The following is an 18,640-nucleotide window of genomic DNA, read 5'->3' as shown; positions in this document are numbered from 1 at the left end:
ATCCCCTGCACTTGGCGTAATTATTCGTAACAGCGTAGCGCTTTAGGGGTAGGAGGAGAAGCCTACTTAGGCTGAGATATTCCCCACAGAGGAGCGTTGTCGCCAGTCGTCAGGGAAGCCACTCCCATGCTATCGACTCCCGCTGGATCACCCGGCAGCGCTGACCAGAGGAAAGTAACCCCCCAAGGTGCGCTTCCGAGAGAGGCGTGGGGGGGTGTTGTTGCCGGGCGAGCCGCTGTGGTTGCCATGATCGGCCTGACTGCCTATCATATGACTATGGATTGGGAATGCCCGATCGGCAAGGGGCCTCGGCGAATGCGTCGGGGCCTTTTGTTTTCAAGGATATACCTTCAGCCCCCACCCCTTGATCTGGCCCGCCCGACTACGCCGGAATTTGCCATTAAGAATATCGTAGGCTCGATTGGATTGACCAGGGTTCAATAGGTGCCGACCTATGGGGCGTGCCACCATGTCGGCTAGCTGCAGACCCGCCGAATTCACTTTCTTGCTGGCCATGACAATATCCAGCGTTTCTTCCAAGCCTTCCATCCGTGACCGGTCTTTGATGCGTCGAAACTCAAGTTCTAGAGCTTGATCCTCTTGTAGCCCTCTCTGCTCAAAAACCACATGGGTTAGCTGGCCACGTTGGCGACGACTTTGCAGTTCCATGAAGACGCGCTCCAGGCCAAATTCCATCGCAACATGATAAGGGTTTCCATCAACACCATGCTTCTTTGAAAACTCTTCTTTCATGATGCAACTAGCCACTAGGGTGAAAGGAGAGTTCTCTATAATAGCAGATAGGTCTCCCATGAAATCACGCCTGACGTTAGGGTTGAGAAGAATATCAAATGGCTTTCTTGACTTGCGTATCTCTGCCTCATGAAGAACAACCATATCATGGCCAAAATAGCGGAACTTCAGCTCTTGTAATTTAGGCACAATCTGAGTAAGGTAATCTTGCTTGTGGATAATACAGAAGGCCAAGACAAAAACGGGGTAGTCAGGGTTAATGTTCCTGAGACCATGATCACCGCTTTCATCCACGTAAATAATATACTCTCCAAAATCGCCCATTCCACCCTCTGCTCTTTTCTATTCACCTGCTTCATTAACCGCAACACTCACTTGGCGATCCTGCCATTCCCCGTAGGTCAGGCCACTGTCTTCCGCCTTCCAGGAGGTTCGGCCGTTGGCGCTGCGGCCGGAGACCACCGCGGCGGCGGCGCTGGGGCTACTGAAGCTCTGGTCCTCGTTGAAGACTCGGGTGTCGTTGCTGCCTTCCACCAGCACACCATCCTCGCAGAGCTGGTTGTACAGGCTCTGGTAGCCGCGCTCGGTGCCGACCCAGTTGCCCCGGGCCAGAGAGCCCTTAAAGACATAGAACTCGCCGTCGATCTCCTGACCAGTGGCGCGAATGCCGTGACGCGGCACTTCCAGGGTGAAGCGGGGCGATGCCTCTAGCTCGGTAGCCGGGGTTGCCTCCGGTGCCCGTGAGGGGCGAGAGGTCTCACGCAGGAAGTCGTAGCCCAGCACCGGCAGCACGGTGCGGATCTGCTCGACGAAGAACGCCATATCGGCGCGGTCAGACTCTGGCAGGTTGACGTAATCGTGGGCAGTGCCGTTGATCAGCTTGCAGCGACCTACCTGGCCGGCGTTCTGGATCAGCAGGCTCTCCAGGTACTTCACGTGGGCCTTGGTCAGGTTCTGGTCCTTGCTGGTGACCAGGCAGACCTTCTCCCAGAAATCCTTGCCGCCACCGGAGCCAGAAACAGCCTCTGGGCGGTTATGCTGCTTGAGGCGGGTGCTTACGTCGTCGCTCTCACCAATGTAGACCAGCGGGCGCAGGCTGTTCTCGGGATCCGGGCCGACCAGGAAGTAGATCCCGGTGCGGCCGCACTCTGGGCGCTGCACCAGCTCGCTGAGCTTGCTGCGCGGCCCGGTGAGCACATGGCCGGTCCAGTTCATAATCTCGGCGGTGAGCAGGCCATTGGGCGTGCCGTCCACCAGAAAGAGCCGGATGCTGCGTCCTTGCGTCATACCGCCTCCGTCTGGGTGGTTTCAGCGGGAGCCAATAAGCCCGCCGGTTGCTGCCAGCCGCGGACATCAATCTTGCCGGTCACGGCCGCGGAGATCAGGGCAGATCGACGTTCTTGGAGCAATTCAACAGATCGTTCTGCGTCTATAGCTAGACGATCCAGGCGCTGGGTCTGGTCTTTTAGGTACTTCATTACCAGCTCTTGCTCATATTTCGGAGGAAGCACCAAAGGGGCATCAGCAACGTCGCTCAGGCTTAGCCCTTCCTTCAAACCATATTGCTCCACCCTAAAAAACGACTGAATTGATTCTGAAGACAGCGCATAGCCCACAAATTCAGGTAAAGCATTAACCTGATTAAGCCGAACAAGAGACAGGTGCTGATTTATGAAAGCTGAGACTGGCGGGAGGTCGGATACTGCTACTCGCCCGGTGTTGGCGCCGGTTATACAAACAAGCACATCACCACAGTTTATTCGAGTCCTGGCTCCCTCAGCACCCATGGGAGAGCGTATACGTTTCGCATTCTCAAAGTTGACGCCAATATGATCATCTAGGTCACCGCTCTGAACAAAAATCTCCTCGCCAGATTCGGTAAGATAATCAGACCAGCCCCGTGGACCAGAAGTTATGAATGAGGCTACATTCTTCACGCGCCCAACTTCCCAATGTGCCGGCACTGCACCCAGCCACTCCACCCCGGAGTCCTTCAACGGCACATCGGGATCCAGTCCCTTGGTGACGGCATGGGAGATCACCGCCTGGCGTTTCTCCTTGAGCAGCTCGATCAGTCGTTGCTGTTCCTTCACCAAGGCGTCGATGCGGGTGGTTTCGTGGTCGAGAAATCTGGTGATTTTTACTTGCTCATCAGCCGTTGGCACCGGCAAGAATATTTCTGCAGCATCAGTCCATCTAAAGTCTGTAGATCTTTCCCGGATACCTTTCGCCAACGACGCCACAAACCCAGACAGCGCCATGTGTCGAAGTAGCCTGGCATAGTAATAAGGAGACACATCAGGGGATACCGGAACGCAAACAGAGTAGACAGGTGAAGACTTTCCATCTGAATCGGATACCCCGATTGCACCCGCAAATGCATCCATGGCGTGGATAACCAAGTCGCCTGAGCGAATACCTTGGTAACCAATTTCCTGCAGCGCATTCGTAAAACCTTCTGAGCGACGGTTTTTACGAAGCGTGACCATGCCATCTCTGAAGCACGTAACTATTTGATCTTCCTCTCTGACACCACGTTTTTGAATATCAAAAAGAAATTTCAACCTTTTACTTTGCCAATGGGCCGGCACCTCCCCCAGCCACTCGACGCCGGAGTCCTTGTATTCGGGGTACGGCGGGAAGCTCATGCTGACAGCTCCTCGATCATCTGTTTGATCCGATCGGTGCAAGCCTTGAGGTCGGCGTCGATCTCCTCCAGCGGGCGCGGAGGCTTGAACTGGTAGAAGTGCCGGTTGAAGGGAATCTCGAAGCCGACGATGCCGATACGGTCATCCAGCGGGTCGCGCTTCTCCTCGTCGATCCAGGCGTCGGGTACGTGGGGCTTCACCTCGCGCTCGAAGTAGTCGAACACCGACTCGCCCAGCGGCACGTTCTCGTTGTCGCGCAGGCCGGTGTCGGGCTCCGGGTTTCCCTGCTTGTCCCGGCAGATGCCCGCCTCGGGGTCACGCTCGGAGAGGGCGCTGAGAATGGCCTTCTGCACCGGGGCGCCGATCTTCAGGCCAGCCTCCTTCAAGGCGGCCTTTAGCGACTTGAGGAAGGCATCATGGTTGGTGAACCGCTGCTCCGGGTCCAGGGTGGCGCAGGCGGCCTTGATCGCCTCGCGCTCGGCCTCGTCGAGCTTCTGGAGCGGCTTCTCGTCATCGAGCCGGGCCAGGCGCTCGGGGCTGGCCTGGAAGTTGAGGCGCAGCGGGCGCTCCACGGTGATGCGCCGGTAGCCGAAGGCCTCCACAGGGAACAGCTTGCTCTCTTCGCTCTCCTGGAAGGCGCCGTAGAGGCGCACGATCTCCTCGATGTCGCGGTCGGCGACGAACTGGCGTTTGCTGCCCAGCGACTTGCGCATCTTGCTGGCCCGGCCGGTGGCGTTGATCAGCTGGACCTGGCCGCGGCGCTCGGCGGGCTTGTGGTTGGAGAGGATCCACACGTAGGTGGCGATGCCTGTGTTGTAGAAGAGGTCGGTGGGCAGGCCGACGATGGCCTCCACCAGGTCGTGCTGCAGCAGGTAGCGGCGGATCTCCGATTCCCCGCTGCCGGCGCCGCCGGTGAACAGCGGCGAGCCGTTGAGGATGATGCCGATGCGCGAGCCGCCCTCCTGGCGGGGACGCATCTTGCTCACCAGGTGCATCAAAAACAGCAGCGAGCCGTCGGAGACCCGCGGCAGACCGGGGCCGAAGCGGCCCTCGTAGCCCTTGTGGTTATGCTCATCGGTGATCGCCTTCTGCACCTTCTTCCATTCCACGCCGAAGGGCGGATTGGAGAGCATGAAGTCGAAATGCTCGCCGGGGAGCTGGTCGTCGGAGAGGGTGTTGCCGAGCTTAATCTGCTCCACCGCCTGACCCTTGATCAGCATGTCGGCCTTGCAGATAGCGTAGGACTCGGGGTTGAGCTCCTGGCCGTGCAGCGAGACGGTCACCCCCTGGCTGCCCTGCTGGATATACTCGTCCCTCTCGGAGAGGAAGCCGCCGGTGCCCGCCGTGGGATCATAGACGGTGACGATGCCGTGGGGGCGAAGCTTGTCGTCCTGGCCGGTGAGCACCAGCGAGGTGGTCAGGTGGACGATGTCGCGCGGGGTGAAGTGCTCCCCCGCCGTCTCGTTGGAGCTCTCGGCGAACTTCCGGATCAGCTCCTCGAACACCAGGCCCATTCCGTAGTTGGAGAGCCGCTTCGGGCTCATGTCGATGGCGGCGAAGCGCTGCACCACCTGGTAGAGCAGGTTGTTGGCCGAGAGCTGCTGGACGAAGCCCTCGAACTCGAAGTGCTCAAAGATCTCCCGGGCGTCCTGGCTGAACGACTGCACGTAGCTCATCAGGTCGTCGGCGGTCTGGGTGTCGGAGAGGCTGCCCAGGGTCAGCGGCGAGGCGTTGAAGAAGGGCTGGACGGCGGCGCGCAGCAGCAGCTTCTCGCGCACGGCGTCGGGCTTGGCCTGATGCTCCCGCGCGGCACCCAGCACGTCGGCCTTGGTGGGCTCCAGCACGCACTCCAGGCGTCGCAGCAGGGTGAAGGGCAGAATGATGCGGCCGTACTGGGATTGCTTGAAATCGCCGCGCAGCAGGTCCGCCACGGACCAGATGAAGGCCGCCAGCTGAGAGTGACTCTCCGTGTTCACGATGCTTCCCCGCGTTCGTAACTGATATGTGACTGTGGACGGCCATCATACACAGCGAAGGGGAGTGAGGGGGAGCCGTTGTCCTGTCAGAAGCTGCTGGCGCTGTTCAGGTCCTGGAGCCACTCGCTCAACGACTGCCACTCAAGCTCTTCCAGTAGGTCAGGATCCTGCACGGGTGCGCTATCCAGCTCGGCTGAGTAGAGCAGGTTGCTGAGACTATCAGCGAACAGCACATTCTGTGCGATTTCGTCGGGGGTGAACGCCGCTCCCCAAGTCACCGATGAGATGTCCGGGTCGATATGCAGCAGGCTCTGGACGTCCTCGCCGCTATCCTGAGCATCTCTCACCAGACGTCTTACCTTGTTGGTGATCGCGGACTCCAGAACGTCGTGGTTCATCTGCTGCGTTGGGCTGGTAGGCACCATCAGGACGCGCTGGGCTGCTTCGGAGAGGTTGGTCGGTCTCCACACAAATGACTGTGTCATGGCGGCTTTCCTATTCTGGGCGATGTGCTCCTCAGCTTAGACGTCTGTGGCCGTTGACAGACTTGCACGCCCTGCTGTACCGCGAAAGGTGCTCTTCACGGGCTAACGGTAACTAAGGAAGGCCGATTCAGTTGCCAGAGCTGAACTAGGGTCGGCCGCGGCGGCCAGTGGAGTACTGGCCGCTGTGGTCAGAGTGTCAGGAGATCCCGAGCTTCTTGGTGAGCTCACGGATGCGGCTGTGAAGCTCCTCGTCGCTCAGATGCGCGTAGGGGTTTTCGGAGTCGGCTGGCTGCTCCTCATCAAGCTGATAGGCCTGCCGCTCTCCCTTCACGAGCTTCATCATGGCGTCGATGCCGGCATTGAGGCTGCGCGAGAACTTGTCGTGGTTGTCGTCCGAGATCTCCATGGTGGCCAGGTGTTGGGCCAGGCGCTCGGCGATCAACCGCCACTGGGCAATAGACTTACGGTGGGCCTCGACGATTGAGGTCACATCGTCACTGGCCGCCTGGACGATTTGCGCATCATCTGCATGCGCGAGATCCGTGCGCGAACTGCGCGAGAGCTTGGCTCGGGTCGCCGCTCGGACATCTTCAGTGAGATCCCGCTGCCAGCCCAGCGCTCTGGCCTTGCTGCGAACGGTTGATTCGGGGATGCCGTGATTAGTGGCGAGATGGCGGATGGAGAGCTGGCCGGCGCGGTAGTCGCGCTCAATGGCTTCCCAGTCGTACTTGCTCATGGTGCGATCCTCCCGGATGGCATGGTGATAGCCCCAGCTTACGCCGGGGCCGGCGGTCGTCAATGGGGGATGGACGTTGGTGCCTGGCGAGCGTGGCTGGCTGCTGTCATCTGGCGTTTGCCCGGAGCCCCTCAGCCAGATACTGACCGGTGACACCGAGGCGTCTAACCCGATCCAGCACTCTCGCGACGCGAGCCGAGAGGGGCTGCTGCAGGCGTTCCACCGGGATCGCCAGTCGCCAGGCGGCCCAGGCCTGAGAGGGGCTGAGGCAGCCCGTTCCGGCGCCGTTGATGGCAGCCTGCTGCAGTGTGCGCGGCGTAAGCGCTGCGCCGTGGGTGATTGTCACCTGGGCGCGGCGATCGCTGATCGCCTGCAGGGTGCCTACCAGGCTCCTGATCCGCACCCTGACCAGTCCGGCGAGCGTACCCGCCGGCAGGTGGTCATCAATACGCTCCAACGCGTCGAGGGCAAACGGCAGTACATTTTCGACAGGGTCGTGCTGCAGTGCGCGAGAGAGCAGATCGGCCTCATCCAGAGTTGCTCGATCAACGTGCATGGCGCGCAAGCTGGACTGAAGGCGGCGGGCTTCATGGAGGGCTTCGTTAATCAGCATCGGTCAGCACCTCCACGTCAGCGTCAGGCCAGCGAGCCTGGGCAGCCCGATGGGCCTGCTCTCGGGTATATGGGATACCGGCCAGCACCAGGCGCTTGCTTCCCACACGGATCGTCCACGCCATACGGATGCCTGCCGGCAAGCAAGGAGGCTCAGGATCGTTGGCGGTAGCCAGCTCCTCCAGTAGCTCGGTGCGGTGAGCCCTGATCCACTCCCGCACCACGGGGGTGATGTTTTCCTTGGGCCACACGGCCAGCCGGTTGCTCTTCTCGATCTCTGCATTGAGGTGGTGCAGCTTGAGGTAGTCGATAGCAGCCATCTCAGAACACCTCCCGGTCGGCATCGCCCAAGGAAACTTCCCGAACCGATGTCCCTGAAGTCCCAATGTCCCAACTATCGGCATCAGACTTGGGACTTCGGGACATTGGGGACATCGCTTCAGGAACTTTTATTCCCACGCGCCACCGCACGACACCTCCGCTCCCCTTGCCGAAGCAGCGGCACTCGATGCCCAGCTGTCGAAGGGCGGGTGCTGCCCTGCGCATCGCATCGCCCAACCCCTTCGCGGAGCGCGGCCAGGTATCCGACCCCTGGGGCTTGTAGTCCGTCAGGATCTCCAGCCACCGCTTGGCCGGCTCGTCGCGCACCTCGCCGGGGTGGATCTCCGCCCAGTCCCGGATGGCGGTCGCCACTGGGCTCGCCTCGAGGGTGCGCTCGAGCCCATCCTGCCGGGCGGCATCGTATTGCCGCATGAACTCCTCCGGGTCGCGCCCGATTGCCTTGGCGACGGCCATGCCGAGGTGTGCGAACTCGAGGAGACGGGGGCGGCGTGCCGCCGGCAGCGACATCTCCGGCAGGATCTCCAGGGCGCGGGCGGCGATGTCCAGCAGGGCGCCGATGATCTCAGGCCGCTTGACCTCGAACTCCTCCTCCAGCTTGTCCTTGGCCTGGGCGTCTTGGATCACCGGCACCTCGACCGTGACGGTACGGCTCACCAGGTCCTGTTGCGTAACGGCGGCGGAGATACCGTTGAGCATCACCGGGCGCTTGAGCTGGATCACGCTCTCGTCGGCGTCGGTGTACAGCTTGCGCCGGGCGAACCCGCCCCCGGTCGCCACTACGCACAGTGCATCCTGCAACGGAGCCGGGAGGTGGCTCACGTTCTCGATGGAGATCACGTGGTTGACGCCACCGCTCACAAACAGGTCCTCTGCAGACTTGGGGGCGCCCCTGAGGTCAGCTGCATTGGGGTCGATTAGCCGACGCAGTGCCGACTGCGTGCCAGACTTGCCGCTGCCTTGCTCCCCCAGCAGCTCCAGCACCGGGAAGGGCGTATCGGGACGCAGACACTCCACCAGCCACGCCACCACCAGCAGCCGGGCCTGCTCAGGGACGTTGGCCACCTTCCACAGCGGCTCAAGGCTGCCGCCAGCCACCGGCTCCGGCAGGGCCTGAGCGCTCTCCGACCGGCAAAACATCAGCTCGCTCTGCTCCTCCAGGCTCCATGCGTCAGCGCGGAGGAAAACGCAGCGGCTACTGCCTGGGAGGCCAAGGTCGAGCCAGTAGCGACCGCTCCCGCCGGCCACACGGATATGAACCGGGCGATGGTCCTTCATCGCGATGCCCTCGAGGGTCATCCGGGCTTCGCGGAGCGATTGGTCTCGCAGCGCCTTCTCGTGCTGGTCATAGAACTCTGCCGTCAGCCAGTGCCGAAACGCTCGGCTACCGAGGGCGCGGACCTCGCCGGTGCCTCGATGGCGGGCATAGGCAACATCGTTGTCATCGTGGAACAGGTCGTTCCAGGTCTGTACGAACTCGACGATCAGGTCGGTTTGGGACTGCTTATCACGGTTGCCCTCCCCCTGGCTTTCCAGCTCAGGCTCGAGCTCCACCTTGGGCAGCTCGTGACCACCCTGAGTGATAAGGTCTTGAAGCTGCCCTAGCGTGCCGCCAGCGTCGAGCCAATCGCTCACATCGCCCTTTTCCGGCAGGTTGCGCAGCAGGACCACCAGCACCTCGGCTTCAGCTGCCTCCAACGAGGCCTTCACCTTCCGCGCATGGTCGATACCTGGCTCGTCATTGTCCGGCAGGATCACCACACGCCGACCTGCCAGGTGCCGACTGTGCTCGTCGGTCCACTTCCCGGCACCACCCGCGTTGCAGGTGGCCAATATGCCAAGCTGTTCTAGCCGATGAACGTCCTTCTCCCCTTCGACCAAGAACACATCGGCCTCGGGCTGGGCGTAGAGTTTGTCGAGGTGGTACGGGATGCGCGTCTCGATTCCCTTCACCCCCGGGACGAAACGGCCATGCTCATTGACATCTCCCTGGCGGAAGGTCTTGGGCTCGAACCTGACGACAAAGAACCTCGGGCTACCTTGGGCATCGTTGTAGCGGTACCGCTCTACCTCAATGAGTGGCTGGGGCTTAGGTGCCGACTCTTGCTTATCACGAAAGCCGCTCTCCTCCAGCCAGGCCAATTGAAGGTGGCGCTCGCCGCGTCCAGTCTCCCGGCTAATCAGGTCCAGCACACCTCCCCCACGCTGCTCCTCGTGGCTGTACCAAGTACCGGCATCGAGATCGATGGCCAGACTACCGTGGGTACCGAAACGCAGCTCGTCCTTCCGTGAGAGCTCCTTGTTTGGTTCGCCCAGCAGCTCGCGTGCGACGGGCGCCATTAGGGGCGCCAGCTCGCTGGAAGGTGTAGAATGTCGTGAAGAAATCGCGCTCACAGGCGCTTGTGCCGGCCCTCCCGAGGGGGCCGGTTTTTTTATGCTCGTCATGGTGATTACCTCCGGTCATCTCGACGGTGGTTCTTGTTCGCGTGCGCCTGATGCCAGCGTCGAACATGCTTGGCGAGCCATCGGCAGAGTGCGAAGGTGTCGCTAACCAGGGCATCAAAGTTAAAGGGATGAAATTTCATCATTGAGTCCCTCCGAGGCAGTTCGCGCCATTCCGGTTGGGTCGAGCCTGTGAAATTCGTTCCTCGATCCAGTGATCGATCTCAGTTTCGACCCATGCGACGGCGCGGGGGCTCAGCGGGACTGGCGCCGGAAAGTCCCCTGTATTGATCAGGCGATGGAGGGTGGAGTTGGATATGCCGCAGCGATGTAGAACATCGGGGCGGCGGAGGAGGCGCTGCTGCTTACGCTCGATGGCCTCGCGTATGATATTTGCCATGTCTCGGTTCCTCTCGGAATGGAGTGTCTATATCCCTCACGGGACGTGCTGACATGGCGAATTCTAAATGCCGAAATGTCCGTTGTGCTTAGTACTTGTTCGTTTCCGTTATTGCCAGCCTCCTTTACGCCACTTCCTGATTGTCTTGGCTGTTACTTTCATACCCATGGCGGTCATGCGCTTGGCGACGATCACGGATAGGCCATGCGTTGGCCTAGTCGCTGCCAGTTCGTCCCATATCCGCTTGGCCACGACCTTCCGCTCGGCTGCGGTGGCTTTCTTCGTTTCTGCCCCGCGGAGCCCTCCAACCTGGCGCTTCAAGTTGCCTTGAAGGACCTTTATCTCAGCTTCAACCGCCTTGCTATGTCGGACGTGGCTGGGCATGGTCAGTGTCCCGTAGAGATACCCTAGAACCAGCAGAAACTGACCGTTGCTCATCGGATCCAGTTGTTTGTCAGGGATATGTGTCCATAGCTGGCGGACCATCCCCAAGCACATGCTGGCCGCATACTCCGAGGAGGAGGACTCATCTGCATCCGATGAAGGCAGCTGCCGAAGCTCATAGGCCATTTGTAGCAGCATCTCCTTGCCATGGATAAGGCTGCCGTCCTTGTCGATCATCTCCAGGTGTTCGGCTGTCACCTTCTTGGAGTGACCCTTCATCGCACCATCAATCAGACCTTGGCCACGGCGCTGGATAGTGGCGGGTATGTCTAGCCCGAATTGCTGCTCGTCATCAGACATTGCGCTACTCCTCATGCGTTCCAGGTAAGGAAAGGCTGGCGAGCATGGTGGAGTGGCCATGCTTTCGGGCTATTAGCCCTTGCCAGCCAACGGTGGCGTTGTTGCCGCTTGTCTCAAGTGCCGGTTTGGATCGGTACCACGTTGTCTGCTCTACCTCTCAGGGCATCCAGGTAATCGGCCCATGACTGCAACATCTCTCGGCGCTGCTCCAGGTGCGAGGTCCGGTTATAGGCGCGGCCGTTGCTGTCCTTCACCGCGTGCGCCAGCTGCTGCTCGATGTAGTGCTCGGGATAGTTCAGTCGCTCGGCCAGGATCGTGCGGGCCATGGCCCTGAATCCGTGTGCTGTCATCTCACCCTTGAAGCCCATGCGATCCAGCGCGGCTTTGATCGTGGCGTTGCTCATCGGGCGCTTGCTGCTGCGGATGCCGGGAAAAACGAACTCGGTGCGCCCGGTTAAGCCGTGCAGATCGCACAGGATCGTCACTGCTTGGTGGGGCAGGGGGACAATCAAGGGCTGCCCGGTCTTGCTGGCCTCAAAGGTCCAGGTGGCGGCCTCCAGGTCGATGTCGGCCCAGCGGGCCTGGCGCAGCTCGCCTGGGCGAGTGAAAACCAGGGGCGCCAGCTTTAGTGCAGCGATGGTGGTGGGCTGGCCGCCATAGCCATCAATAGCGCGCAGGAGCTCGGCCACCTCCTTGGGGTGTGTCAGGGCAGGGTAGTGCTTGGTCTTGCTGGGCCGCAGGGCTCCGCGCAGATCAGGTGTCGGGTCACGCTCGACGCGCCCGGTGGAGATGCCGTAGCGGAAGACTTGGCCGCACAGCGTCTTCACCCGGTGGGCAGTCTCGACGTGGCCGCGCTCTTCGATACGGCGCAGGCAGCCCAGCAGCTCGGGTGGGGTGATCTCGGCGATGGGGCGCTTGCCGATGATCGGGAAAGCGTCTCGCTCTAGGCGACGCTTGTTGCGCTGGTAGTGGGCCGGCACCACCTCATGCTGGTGAACCTTCTCCAGCCACTCGATAGCCACGGTCATGAAGGTGTTGGCGGCGGATTGTTCGCCATGCTGGCGAGCGATGCGCTTGGCGGTGCTGGGGTCGATGCCCTGGGCAAGCTGTCGCTTGGCGTCCTCGCGGGCTTCTCGCGCTTTCACCAGCGAGACATCCGGGTAGACGCCGATGGCCAGACGCTTCTCCTTGCCGGCGTGGCGGTACTTCATGCGCCAGTACTTGCTGCCGGTAGGGGAGACCTCCAGGTAGAGGCCGCCCCCATCAGTCATCTTGAACGTTTTCTCTCTGGGCTTGGCCATCTTCACGGCGGTGGCAGATAGCTTATTGGTCTGGCGGCTCATGGGTAACCGGCTGGTGAACCCATCTACCGGAGAGGCTCGCCTTCTGTGACGTTAGGTGCCCACTTATTAATAGATGGGCACCTATCATGACTACCCCAAGCACTCAGGGTGAGATTCGCCGTCACGCCTATCTCCGAGACGTGCTGGAACGGCTGCCGACCCAGAAGGCCAGCCAGATCCACGAACTCCTGCCTCACCACTGGCAGCATACTGCCTGATCACTGACAAGCGGTGATGCCCGGTCGCTTACGCTCATGGGGGCACCTCACGATGGTGACAGCCTCATGCCCCCTTTCAGCTGTGCCGGATGCCCCCAAGGCTGGGGGCAGGCGATTTGCCAGCCAGGCCCGGTTGGCGCGGGGTATGGCGGAGTTGGGGGCATCAGGTGGTTGGCTTCGACGCTGTGCCCCCAGATATGCCCCCTCAGGTGGGGGCATGTCAAGGAATGTTGTGAAATGTCCAGACACGAGAAAGGGGCCCGGAGGCCCCTGTTCATGCGGTTTCTGAAGTGTTGTGGAACCTCCTGAAACCTTGGTTTGGTGGAGGCGGCGGGAATTGAACCCGCGTCCGCCGGTACTCGCTCTTCGGCTCTACATGCTTAGGTCCGTTTTTTGATTTAACGCATCTGGCTCCAACGGGCAGGATCCAGCTACGCGATTCCTCTAAGATTTAGCGACTGGCGAGAGGACACCACCAACCGCGATCCCATCATTTTTAGCTCATATCCCGTCCGCAATGAATGGGCACATCGCTTCGGGGCCGGGCTAGAAGCTAACAGCTATTAAGCTGCCAGCGCGCCCTGAGCGTAGTTGTCGTCGTTTGCGACTATTTAGTCGTGATGTTGGATTTACGAGATACATCACGCTCTCGGCATGCACCTAGGAGGTTGTCACCGGCGTCGAAGCCATGTCGCCCCCGTAGCAGGCCCATCATATCAGCATGGGCAATTGTGTGACACCTGTTTGCAGGGTGGGTTCCGTCGTTTCGCGATAGATCGATTCCCCCCTGCGGCCGGTCAGGCCTTGGTCTGTTCCCGCATGATGCGGCCCTTCTGACGCTGCCAGTCCCGATCCTTCTCGGTGGCGCGCTTGTCGTGGAGCTTCTTGCCGGTCACCAGAGCCAGTTCGCACTTGACCTTGTTGCCCTTCCAGTAGAGCTTCAGCGGCACGCAGGTGTGCCCCTTCTCCTGGGTGCGCGAGAAGATCTTGGCGATCTCCTTGCGGTGCAGCAGCAGCTTGCGGGTGCGCGTGGGATCGGCCAGCACATGGGTGCTGGCGGTGTTGAGCGGCATGATGTGGCAGCCAAGCAGCCACGCCTCCGCATCCTTGATCAGGATGTAGGTGTCGGTGAGCTGTGCCTTGCCGGCGCGCAGGCTCTTCACTTCCCAGCCTGCCAGGACCAGCCCGGCCTCGAAGGTCTCGTCGATGTGATACTCGAAGCGCGCCTTCTTGTTCTGGGCGATGGTGCTGCTGCCTGGGCCCTTGCCCTTGGCTTTCTTGTTGGCCATGGTACCTCGTATCGTGTTCGGCCTTTGGCTAGCTCCCCTTCGATATGGGGGGAAGCGTGATACCATTCAAGGCATGAAATAACCGCTCATGATACGCCCTGGGCACTGTGAAGTCAGCGGAGAGCTCCATGCCAACGGTCAATCGTTCCGCCCTGGTGCGGCACACCCCTCGGAACATGTTCGAACTGGTCAACGACTTCGAGCGCTACCCGGAGTTTTTGCCGGGCTGCCGTCGGGCACGGCTGCTCGAACGCGATGAATCGCACCTGATCGGCGAAATGACCCTGGGCCGGGCCGGCATAGAGCAGAGCTTTACTACCCGCAACGACCTCATCGAGCCTGAGCGCATCGAGATGTCACTGGTGAGCGGTCCCTTCAAGCGGCTTCGCGGCCGCTGGTTGTTCCTGCCCATGGGCGAGGATTCCTGCAAGGTCAGCCTGGAGCTCGAGTTCGAATTCGCCAATCGCCTGCTGGGGATGGCCTTCGGCAAGCTGTTCCAGCAGGTGGCCGGACAGCTGGTGGACTCCTTCACTCGCCGGGCCGATGAAGTCTATGGCCGTTAGCGAAGGGCGTATTCACGTCGAGGTGGCCTTTGCGCTGCCCGAAAAGCAGCGCATCGTCGAGCTGGACGTGGCCGAGGGCACCACGGTGCGCCAGGCCGTGGCCCAGGCCGAGCTGGCCAGGCATTTCCCGGAAGTGGCGGCCGACACCTTCGAACGTGCCGACCTGGGCATCTTCGGCAAACCGGTACGGGACCCCGACTCGCAGCTTCTGCGGGAAGGGGATCGGGTCGAGGTCTACCGCTCCCTTGAGATCGACCCCAAGGCGGCCCGTGCCGAGCGCGCGGCGCGCGCTCGGCAGCCAACCTGACCCTTCACGGGTATGCCCTTTTGCCGGGTTTCGACTAGAGCTCCAGCGGCTCTGTCGTGGCCGGTTCGCCACCGCGTGGCAGCGTGCCGCCTGCATCCGGCGCGGAGCGAGGCGCGGCTTCTGGCTGGGTCTCCGGCAGCTCTCCCATGGGGCTGGCGCCATCGACAGCCGGGCCAACGTCATCCTGAGCGCGGAGCTGAATATCCTCGGACAGGTCGCCTCGCTGATTGATATCGACCAGGCGGTCATTATCAAAGGTCAGCGTCACACGGCGCTGCTGGACGCCGCCATACGCCTTGTCGAGTCGGAAGATGTAGTCCCACTGGCTGGCGTCGAAAGGCGCTTCCAGCAGTGGGCGTCCCATGACACCCACGACTTGGCTGCGGCTCATGCCGGGTTGCAGCTGTTCGACCATGCCTTCGGTAATGTAATTACCCTGGGCCAGGTCGCGCTTGTACACACAGCCACTGACCAGGGTCAGGGCGAGGATAAGAGTGGCGGTCTTGATCAGCTTTTGCATTTGGGTCCGTTCTTCACTATCGTGGATTCGGTCGATCATACCCGACCCTACCTGATACTGCGAAGAGCGAACATGGCCGACCAGAACCATGAACTGCGCAAGGCGGGCCTCAAGGTCACCTTGCCCCGCGTGAAGATCCTGCAGATCCTCGAGAATGCCACAGGCCAACACCACCTGAGTGCCGAGGATGTGTACAAGTCACTGCTGGATGCTGGCGAAGACGTTGGTCTCGCCACCGTCTATCGTGTGCTGACCCAGTTCGAGTCGGCCGGCTTGGTGATTCGCCACAATTTCGACGGCGGCCATGCCGTGTTCGAGATTTCCCAGGAAGAGCACCATGACCATATGGTGTGCCTGGACAGCGGTGAAATCATCGAGTTCTTCGACGAGACCATCGAGCGTCGCCAGAAAGAGATCGCCGAAGAGCACGGCTTCGAGCTCGTCGATCACGCCCTGGTGCTCTACGTGCGCCCCCGCGGCTCTGTCTGATCCGTCGTAGCGCACCAGTGGTGCTCCAGACATAGCCGGGCCATTTGGCAGGCTTGACAGCGACCCCGCTCCGAAAGGTGCGGGGTCGCTGTCGTCTAGGCGGTGGATGGTGCTGGGAGCCTGGAAGGTGGCGCTCAGTGGTGTGCGTTCTGCTGGCTGCCGTCGAGCATCTCCCGGGCGTGGGCCAGGGTGCGGTCGGAGAGGTTGACCCCGCCCAGCATGCGCGCCAGTTCGGTGACCCGCCCGGCCTCGTCGAGTAGCGCCATGCGCGTCTGGGTGGTGTTGCGCTTCGCCTGCTTCTCGATATGCAGATGATGATGGGCCTGGGCTGCCACCTGGGGCAGGTGGGTCACCGTCATTACCTGCCCGCCGGTGCCGAGCCGTCGCAACAGCTGGCCGACGATCTCTGCGGTGGCGCCCGAGACACCGACATCCACCTCGTCGAAGACGAGGCTGGGAATGGTCGAGTGGCGTGCCGCCACCACCTGGATTGCCAGGCTGATGCGCGACAGCTCGCCGCCGGAAGCCACCTTGGAGAGCGGGCGAGGCGGCTGGCCTGGGTTGGCGCTGATCAGGAAGCGAACGCCCTCCAGGCCATCGGCGGCCGGCAGCTCGCGGGCTTCCACTTCAACCTCGAAGCGCGCCTTGCCCATGGCCAGGAAGGCCAATTGCTCCTGTACCGCCTTGCCGAACCGGGTGGCCGCCTTCTGCCGCGCCTCGCTAACGCTACGGGCCTGCTGGCGCCAGGTATCGCGCAGGGCCTCCACCTCCGCACGCAGCGCTTCCAGGTCGTGCTCTCCTCCCTCCAGGCCTTCCAGCTCCGCCTGCAGCCGCCGGTGCAGGCTGGGCAGCTCTTCGGGCATGATGTGATGCTTGCGAGCGATGCGATGGACTTCGCTCAGCCGCGACTCCACCCAGGCCAGCTGCTCCGGGTCCAGCTCGGTGGTATCCACGAAGCGGTGCAGCTCCCGTGCCGCCTCTTCGATCTGGATGCGAGCCTCGCCCAGCATGCTCAGCGCCTCGGCCAGCCCACCCTGGGCATGGCCCGGCAGTACGCCAAGGCGGCTGGTCGCCTGATGCAGCAGCGCAAGTGCGCCGCCGTCGTCGCTGTCGCAGCAATCGGCGGCGAACTGGGCCTCGCGAATCGTCTCCTCGGCATGGGCGAGCTGCTCCTGTTCTTGCTCCAGGGTCGCCAGCTCGTCGTCTCCCAGGGCCAGAGCGTCCAGCTCCTCGACCTGATAGCGCAGCAGCTGTCGCCGCGCCTGCACTTCGTCGCCGCTTTCGGCCAGACGCTTGAGCCGGCGGCGGGCGGCCTGCCAACTGCGGAAGGTTTCGGCCAGTTCGGCCACCGCCGTGCGCTGGCCGGCGAAGTCATCGAGTAGGCGCAGGTGGGTCTCCTCGCGAAGCAGCGCCTGATGGGCGTGCTGGCCGTGAATTTCCACCAGATGCTCACCCAGCGCCTTGAGGTCGGCGATGGTTGCCGGCTGACCGTTGATCCATGCCTTGGAGCGGCCCGCAGCGGTCACCACGCGGCGCAGCAGGCAATCGTCGGCGGGCAGTTCGCGCTCCGTGAGCCAGGCGCGGGCGGCTGGCAGTGCAGCGATGTCGAAGCGGGCGCTGAGGTCGGCACGCTCGCAGCCATGGCGAATACTGCCGGCGTCGGCGCGCTCGCCCAGGCACAGGCCCAGGGCGCCGAGCAGGATCGACTTGCCGGCCCCGGTCTCACCGGTAATGGCGGTCATGCCACCGGCAAGCTCAAAGTCGAGGCGGTCAACGATGGCGTAGTCACGAATGGCAAGCTGAGTCAGCATCTTTCCTCCCGGCACCTTAGGCTCTCGCCAGCGCGTTGCGACAGCTGGTCTGAGCGGCAGGCTGGATATTCATACACCTTTATTGGGTTTTTATACAGTAGACCAGTCTCTCTCTCAATGCACATGTCAATTCCTTGGCCATTTATTCTTGAGTTTCTGGCCACGGCCCCCATATAGGCGGCAGATTGCGATGCTATCGCCAACCCGAATGCTGTTCGGCCCGCGGGGCCGATTCACCGTTTCAGGAGATGTTCATGGCTAAAGAACCCCAGACCCCGCTGGACGACGAGCTGGCAAGGCGCGAAGAGGAGGCCGAACCGCAGCCTGTAGAGGGCACGCTGGAAGATGAAGCCATCGAGGCGGCCGAGGAAGCCGAGGCCCTGGGCGAGCAGGCCGAAGTGGGCGACAACCCCGAGGCCGAGATGCTGGCCGCCCAGGTTGCGGAGCTCGAGGAGAGCCTGGCCGAGGCCAAGGACCAGGTGCTGCGCACGGCTGCCGAGGCGCAGAACGTGCGCCGGCGCGCCGAGCAGGAGGCCGAGAAGGCGCGCAAGTTTGCCCTCGAGAAATTCGTGAAGGAGCTGCTCCCGGTGGTCGACAGCCTGGAGAAGGCACTGGAGGCCATGGGTGATGATGCCAGCGAGGCCCACCGCGAGGGTGTGTCCATGACCTTGAAGATGCAGCACGACGTGCTGGGCAAGTTTGGCGTCGAGTCGGTTGACCCGCAGGGTGAGCCCTTCGACCCCCAGTACCACGAGGCCATGGCCATGGTGCCCAACCCCGAGCTCGAACCCAACAGCGTGATGGAAGTGATGCAGAAGGGCTACCTGCTCAATGGGCGCCTGGTGCGTCCGGCGATGGTGGTGGTCAGCAAGGCTGCCGGCTGAGTTTACACATCGGAATCGGGGGCAGGACTTGAAATAAGAGACTCTGCCCCCCAGATAGACGACAACCCCGCGGCAAGCGCC

General features: G+C 61.8%; 19 protein-coding genes, 1 other RNA gene and 1 pseudogene. 5 read left to right on the top strand and 16 right to left on the bottom strand.

Annotated elements, in window-relative coordinates; genetic code table 11:
• Nucleotides 1-336: 336 nt before the first annotated feature.
• The 12 genes from LOKO_RS17035 to LOKO_RS16980 all read right to left on the bottom strand — a co-directional run bounded on the left by LOKO_RS17035 (nt 337) and on the right by LOKO_RS16980 (nt 12,478).
• Nucleotides 337-1,077 (bottom strand): DUF3800 domain-containing protein, encoded by a 741-nt coding sequence (locus tag LOKO_RS17035; RefSeq protein WP_066451888.1) that lies wholly within the window; start codon nt 1,075-1,077, stop codon nt 337-339.
• A gap of 18 nt (nt 1,078-1,095) precedes the next feature.
• Entirely contained in the window at nt 1,096-2,040 is a 945-nt protein-coding gene (locus tag LOKO_RS17030) for a GIY-YIG nuclease family protein (protein WP_066451887.1), read from the bottom strand.
• Nucleotides 2,037-3,401 carry a restriction endonuclease subunit S domain-containing protein gene (locus LOKO_RS17025; protein WP_066451886.1) on the bottom strand — a complete coding sequence of 455 codons (1,365 nt, stop codon included), beginning with the start codon at nt 3,399-3,401 and terminating at the stop codon, nt 2,037-2,039. The genes LOKO_RS17030 and LOKO_RS17025 overlap by 4 nt, the downstream gene beginning before the upstream one ends.
• Entirely contained in the window at nt 3,398-5,377 is a 1,980-nt protein-coding gene (locus LOKO_RS17020; RefSeq protein ID WP_066451885.1) for a type I restriction-modification system subunit M, read from the bottom strand. Before LOKO_RS17020 ends, LOKO_RS17025 begins: the two co-directional genes overlap by 4 nt.
• 86 nt (nt 5,378-5,463) lie before the next feature.
• Complete coding sequence (locus tag LOKO_RS17015) at nt 5,464-5,862, bottom strand: hypothetical protein (protein ID WP_066451884.1); 399 nt, start codon at nt 5,860-5,862, stop codon at nt 5,464-5,466.
• Between the two features lie 196 nt (nt 5,863-6,058).
• Nucleotides 6,059-6,598: a helix-turn-helix domain-containing protein gene (locus LOKO_RS17010; protein WP_066451883.1), complete on the bottom strand. Its 540-nt coding sequence runs from the start codon at nt 6,596-6,598 to the stop codon at nt 6,059-6,061.
• A 106-nt stretch (nt 6,599-6,704) separates the two neighbouring features.
• Nucleotides 6,705-7,211, bottom strand: coding sequence for a hypothetical protein (locus tag LOKO_RS17005; protein ID WP_066451882.1), 507 nt, complete (start codon nt 7,209-7,211; stop codon nt 6,705-6,707).
• The gene (locus LOKO_RS17000) at nt 7,201-7,530 is read right to left on the bottom strand and encodes a hypothetical protein (protein ID WP_066451881.1); all 330 of its coding nucleotides are present in this window, start codon (nt 7,528-7,530) and stop codon (nt 7,201-7,203) included. Before LOKO_RS17000 ends, LOKO_RS17005 begins: the two co-directional genes overlap by 11 nt.
• Nucleotide 7,531: 1 nt before the next feature.
• Entirely contained in the window at nt 7,532-9,889 is a 2,358-nt protein-coding gene (locus LOKO_RS16995; RefSeq protein ID WP_066451880.1) for a toprim domain-containing protein, read from the bottom strand.
• A 244-nt stretch (nt 9,890-10,133) separates the two neighbouring features.
• Nucleotides 10,134-10,391 carry a helix-turn-helix transcriptional regulator gene (locus LOKO_RS16990; protein ID WP_066451879.1) on the bottom strand — a complete coding sequence of 86 codons (258 nt, stop codon included), beginning with the start codon at nt 10,389-10,391 and terminating at the stop codon, nt 10,134-10,136.
• A 108-nt stretch (nt 10,392-10,499) separates the two neighbouring features.
• On the bottom strand, nt 10,500-11,135 hold the full coding sequence (locus LOKO_RS16985) for a hypothetical protein (RefSeq protein ID WP_066451878.1): 636 nt from the start codon (nt 11,133-11,135) through the stop codon (nt 10,500-10,502).
• A 113-nt stretch (nt 11,136-11,248) separates the two neighbouring features.
• Nucleotides 11,249-12,478, bottom strand: coding sequence for a tyrosine-type recombinase/integrase (locus LOKO_RS16980; RefSeq protein ID WP_066451877.1), 1,230 nt, complete (start codon nt 12,476-12,478; stop codon nt 11,249-11,251).
• Between the two features lie 122 nt (nt 12,479-12,600).
• Here LOKO_RS16980 and LOKO_RS19010 point away from each other — a divergent pair.
• Nucleotides 12,601-12,696, top strand: a pseudogene (locus LOKO_RS19010) (transposase domain-containing protein); the annotation flags it as partial.
• A gap of 319 nt (nt 12,697-13,015) precedes the next feature.
• Here the strand turns inward: LOKO_RS19010 and ssrA are convergent.
• Nucleotides 13,016-13,395: a transfer-messenger RNA gene (gene ssrA / locus LOKO_RS16975) on the bottom strand.
• 98 nt (nt 13,396-13,493) lie between these two features.
• Nucleotides 13,494-13,985, bottom strand: coding sequence for an SsrA-binding protein SmpB (gene smpB / locus LOKO_RS16970; protein ID WP_043511136.1), 492 nt, complete (start codon nt 13,983-13,985; stop codon nt 13,494-13,496).
• Between the two features lie 128 nt (nt 13,986-14,113).
• On the opposite strand from smpB, the gene LOKO_RS16965 reads away from it, so the two are divergent.
• On the top strand, nt 14,114-14,548 hold the full coding sequence (locus LOKO_RS16965; protein WP_066451876.1) for a type II toxin-antitoxin system RatA family toxin: 435 nt from the start codon (nt 14,114-14,116) through the stop codon (nt 14,546-14,548).
• A complete protein-coding gene (locus LOKO_RS16960; RefSeq protein ID WP_066451875.1) occupies nt 14,538-14,855 on the top strand; it encodes an RnfH family protein in 318 nt (105 codons plus the stop codon). The genes LOKO_RS16965 and LOKO_RS16960 overlap by 11 nt, the downstream gene beginning before the upstream one ends.
• 34 nt (nt 14,856-14,889) lie before the next feature.
• On the opposite strand, the gene LOKO_RS16955 is transcribed toward LOKO_RS16960, so the two are convergent.
• Complete coding sequence (locus tag LOKO_RS16955) at nt 14,890-15,375, bottom strand: outer membrane protein assembly factor BamE (protein ID WP_066451874.1); 486 nt, start codon at nt 15,373-15,375, stop codon at nt 14,890-14,892.
• Nucleotides 15,376-15,447: 72 nt separating this feature from the next.
• On the opposite strand from LOKO_RS16955, the gene fur reads away from it, so the two are divergent.
• Nucleotides 15,448-15,864 carry a ferric iron uptake transcriptional regulator gene (gene fur, locus LOKO_RS16950; protein ID WP_066452422.1) on the top strand — a complete coding sequence of 139 codons (417 nt, stop codon included), beginning with the start codon at nt 15,448-15,450 and terminating at the stop codon, nt 15,862-15,864.
• Nucleotides 15,865-15,998: 134 nt separating this feature from the next.
• On the opposite strand, the gene recN is transcribed toward fur, so the two are convergent.
• Entirely contained in the window at nt 15,999-17,675 is a 1,677-nt protein-coding gene (recN, locus tag LOKO_RS16945; RefSeq protein ID WP_066451873.1) for a DNA repair protein RecN, read from the bottom strand.
• Between the two features lie 254 nt (nt 17,676-17,929).
• On the opposite strand from recN, the gene grpE reads away from it, so the two are divergent.
• Nucleotides 17,930-18,559: a nucleotide exchange factor GrpE gene (grpE, locus tag LOKO_RS16940; RefSeq protein WP_066451872.1), complete on the top strand. Its 630-nt coding sequence runs from the start codon at nt 17,930-17,932 to the stop codon at nt 18,557-18,559.
• Nucleotides 18,560-18,640: the final 81 nt, after the last annotated feature.

The sequence above is a fragment of the Halomonas chromatireducens genome (assembly GCF_001545155.1).
Lineage (GTDB): Bacteria > Pseudomonadota > Gammaproteobacteria > Pseudomonadales > Halomonadaceae > Halomonas > Halomonas chromatireducens.
The sequence above is the reverse complement of the archived record's forward strand: the minus strand, read 5'-3'. Positions and strand labels throughout refer to the sequence as shown.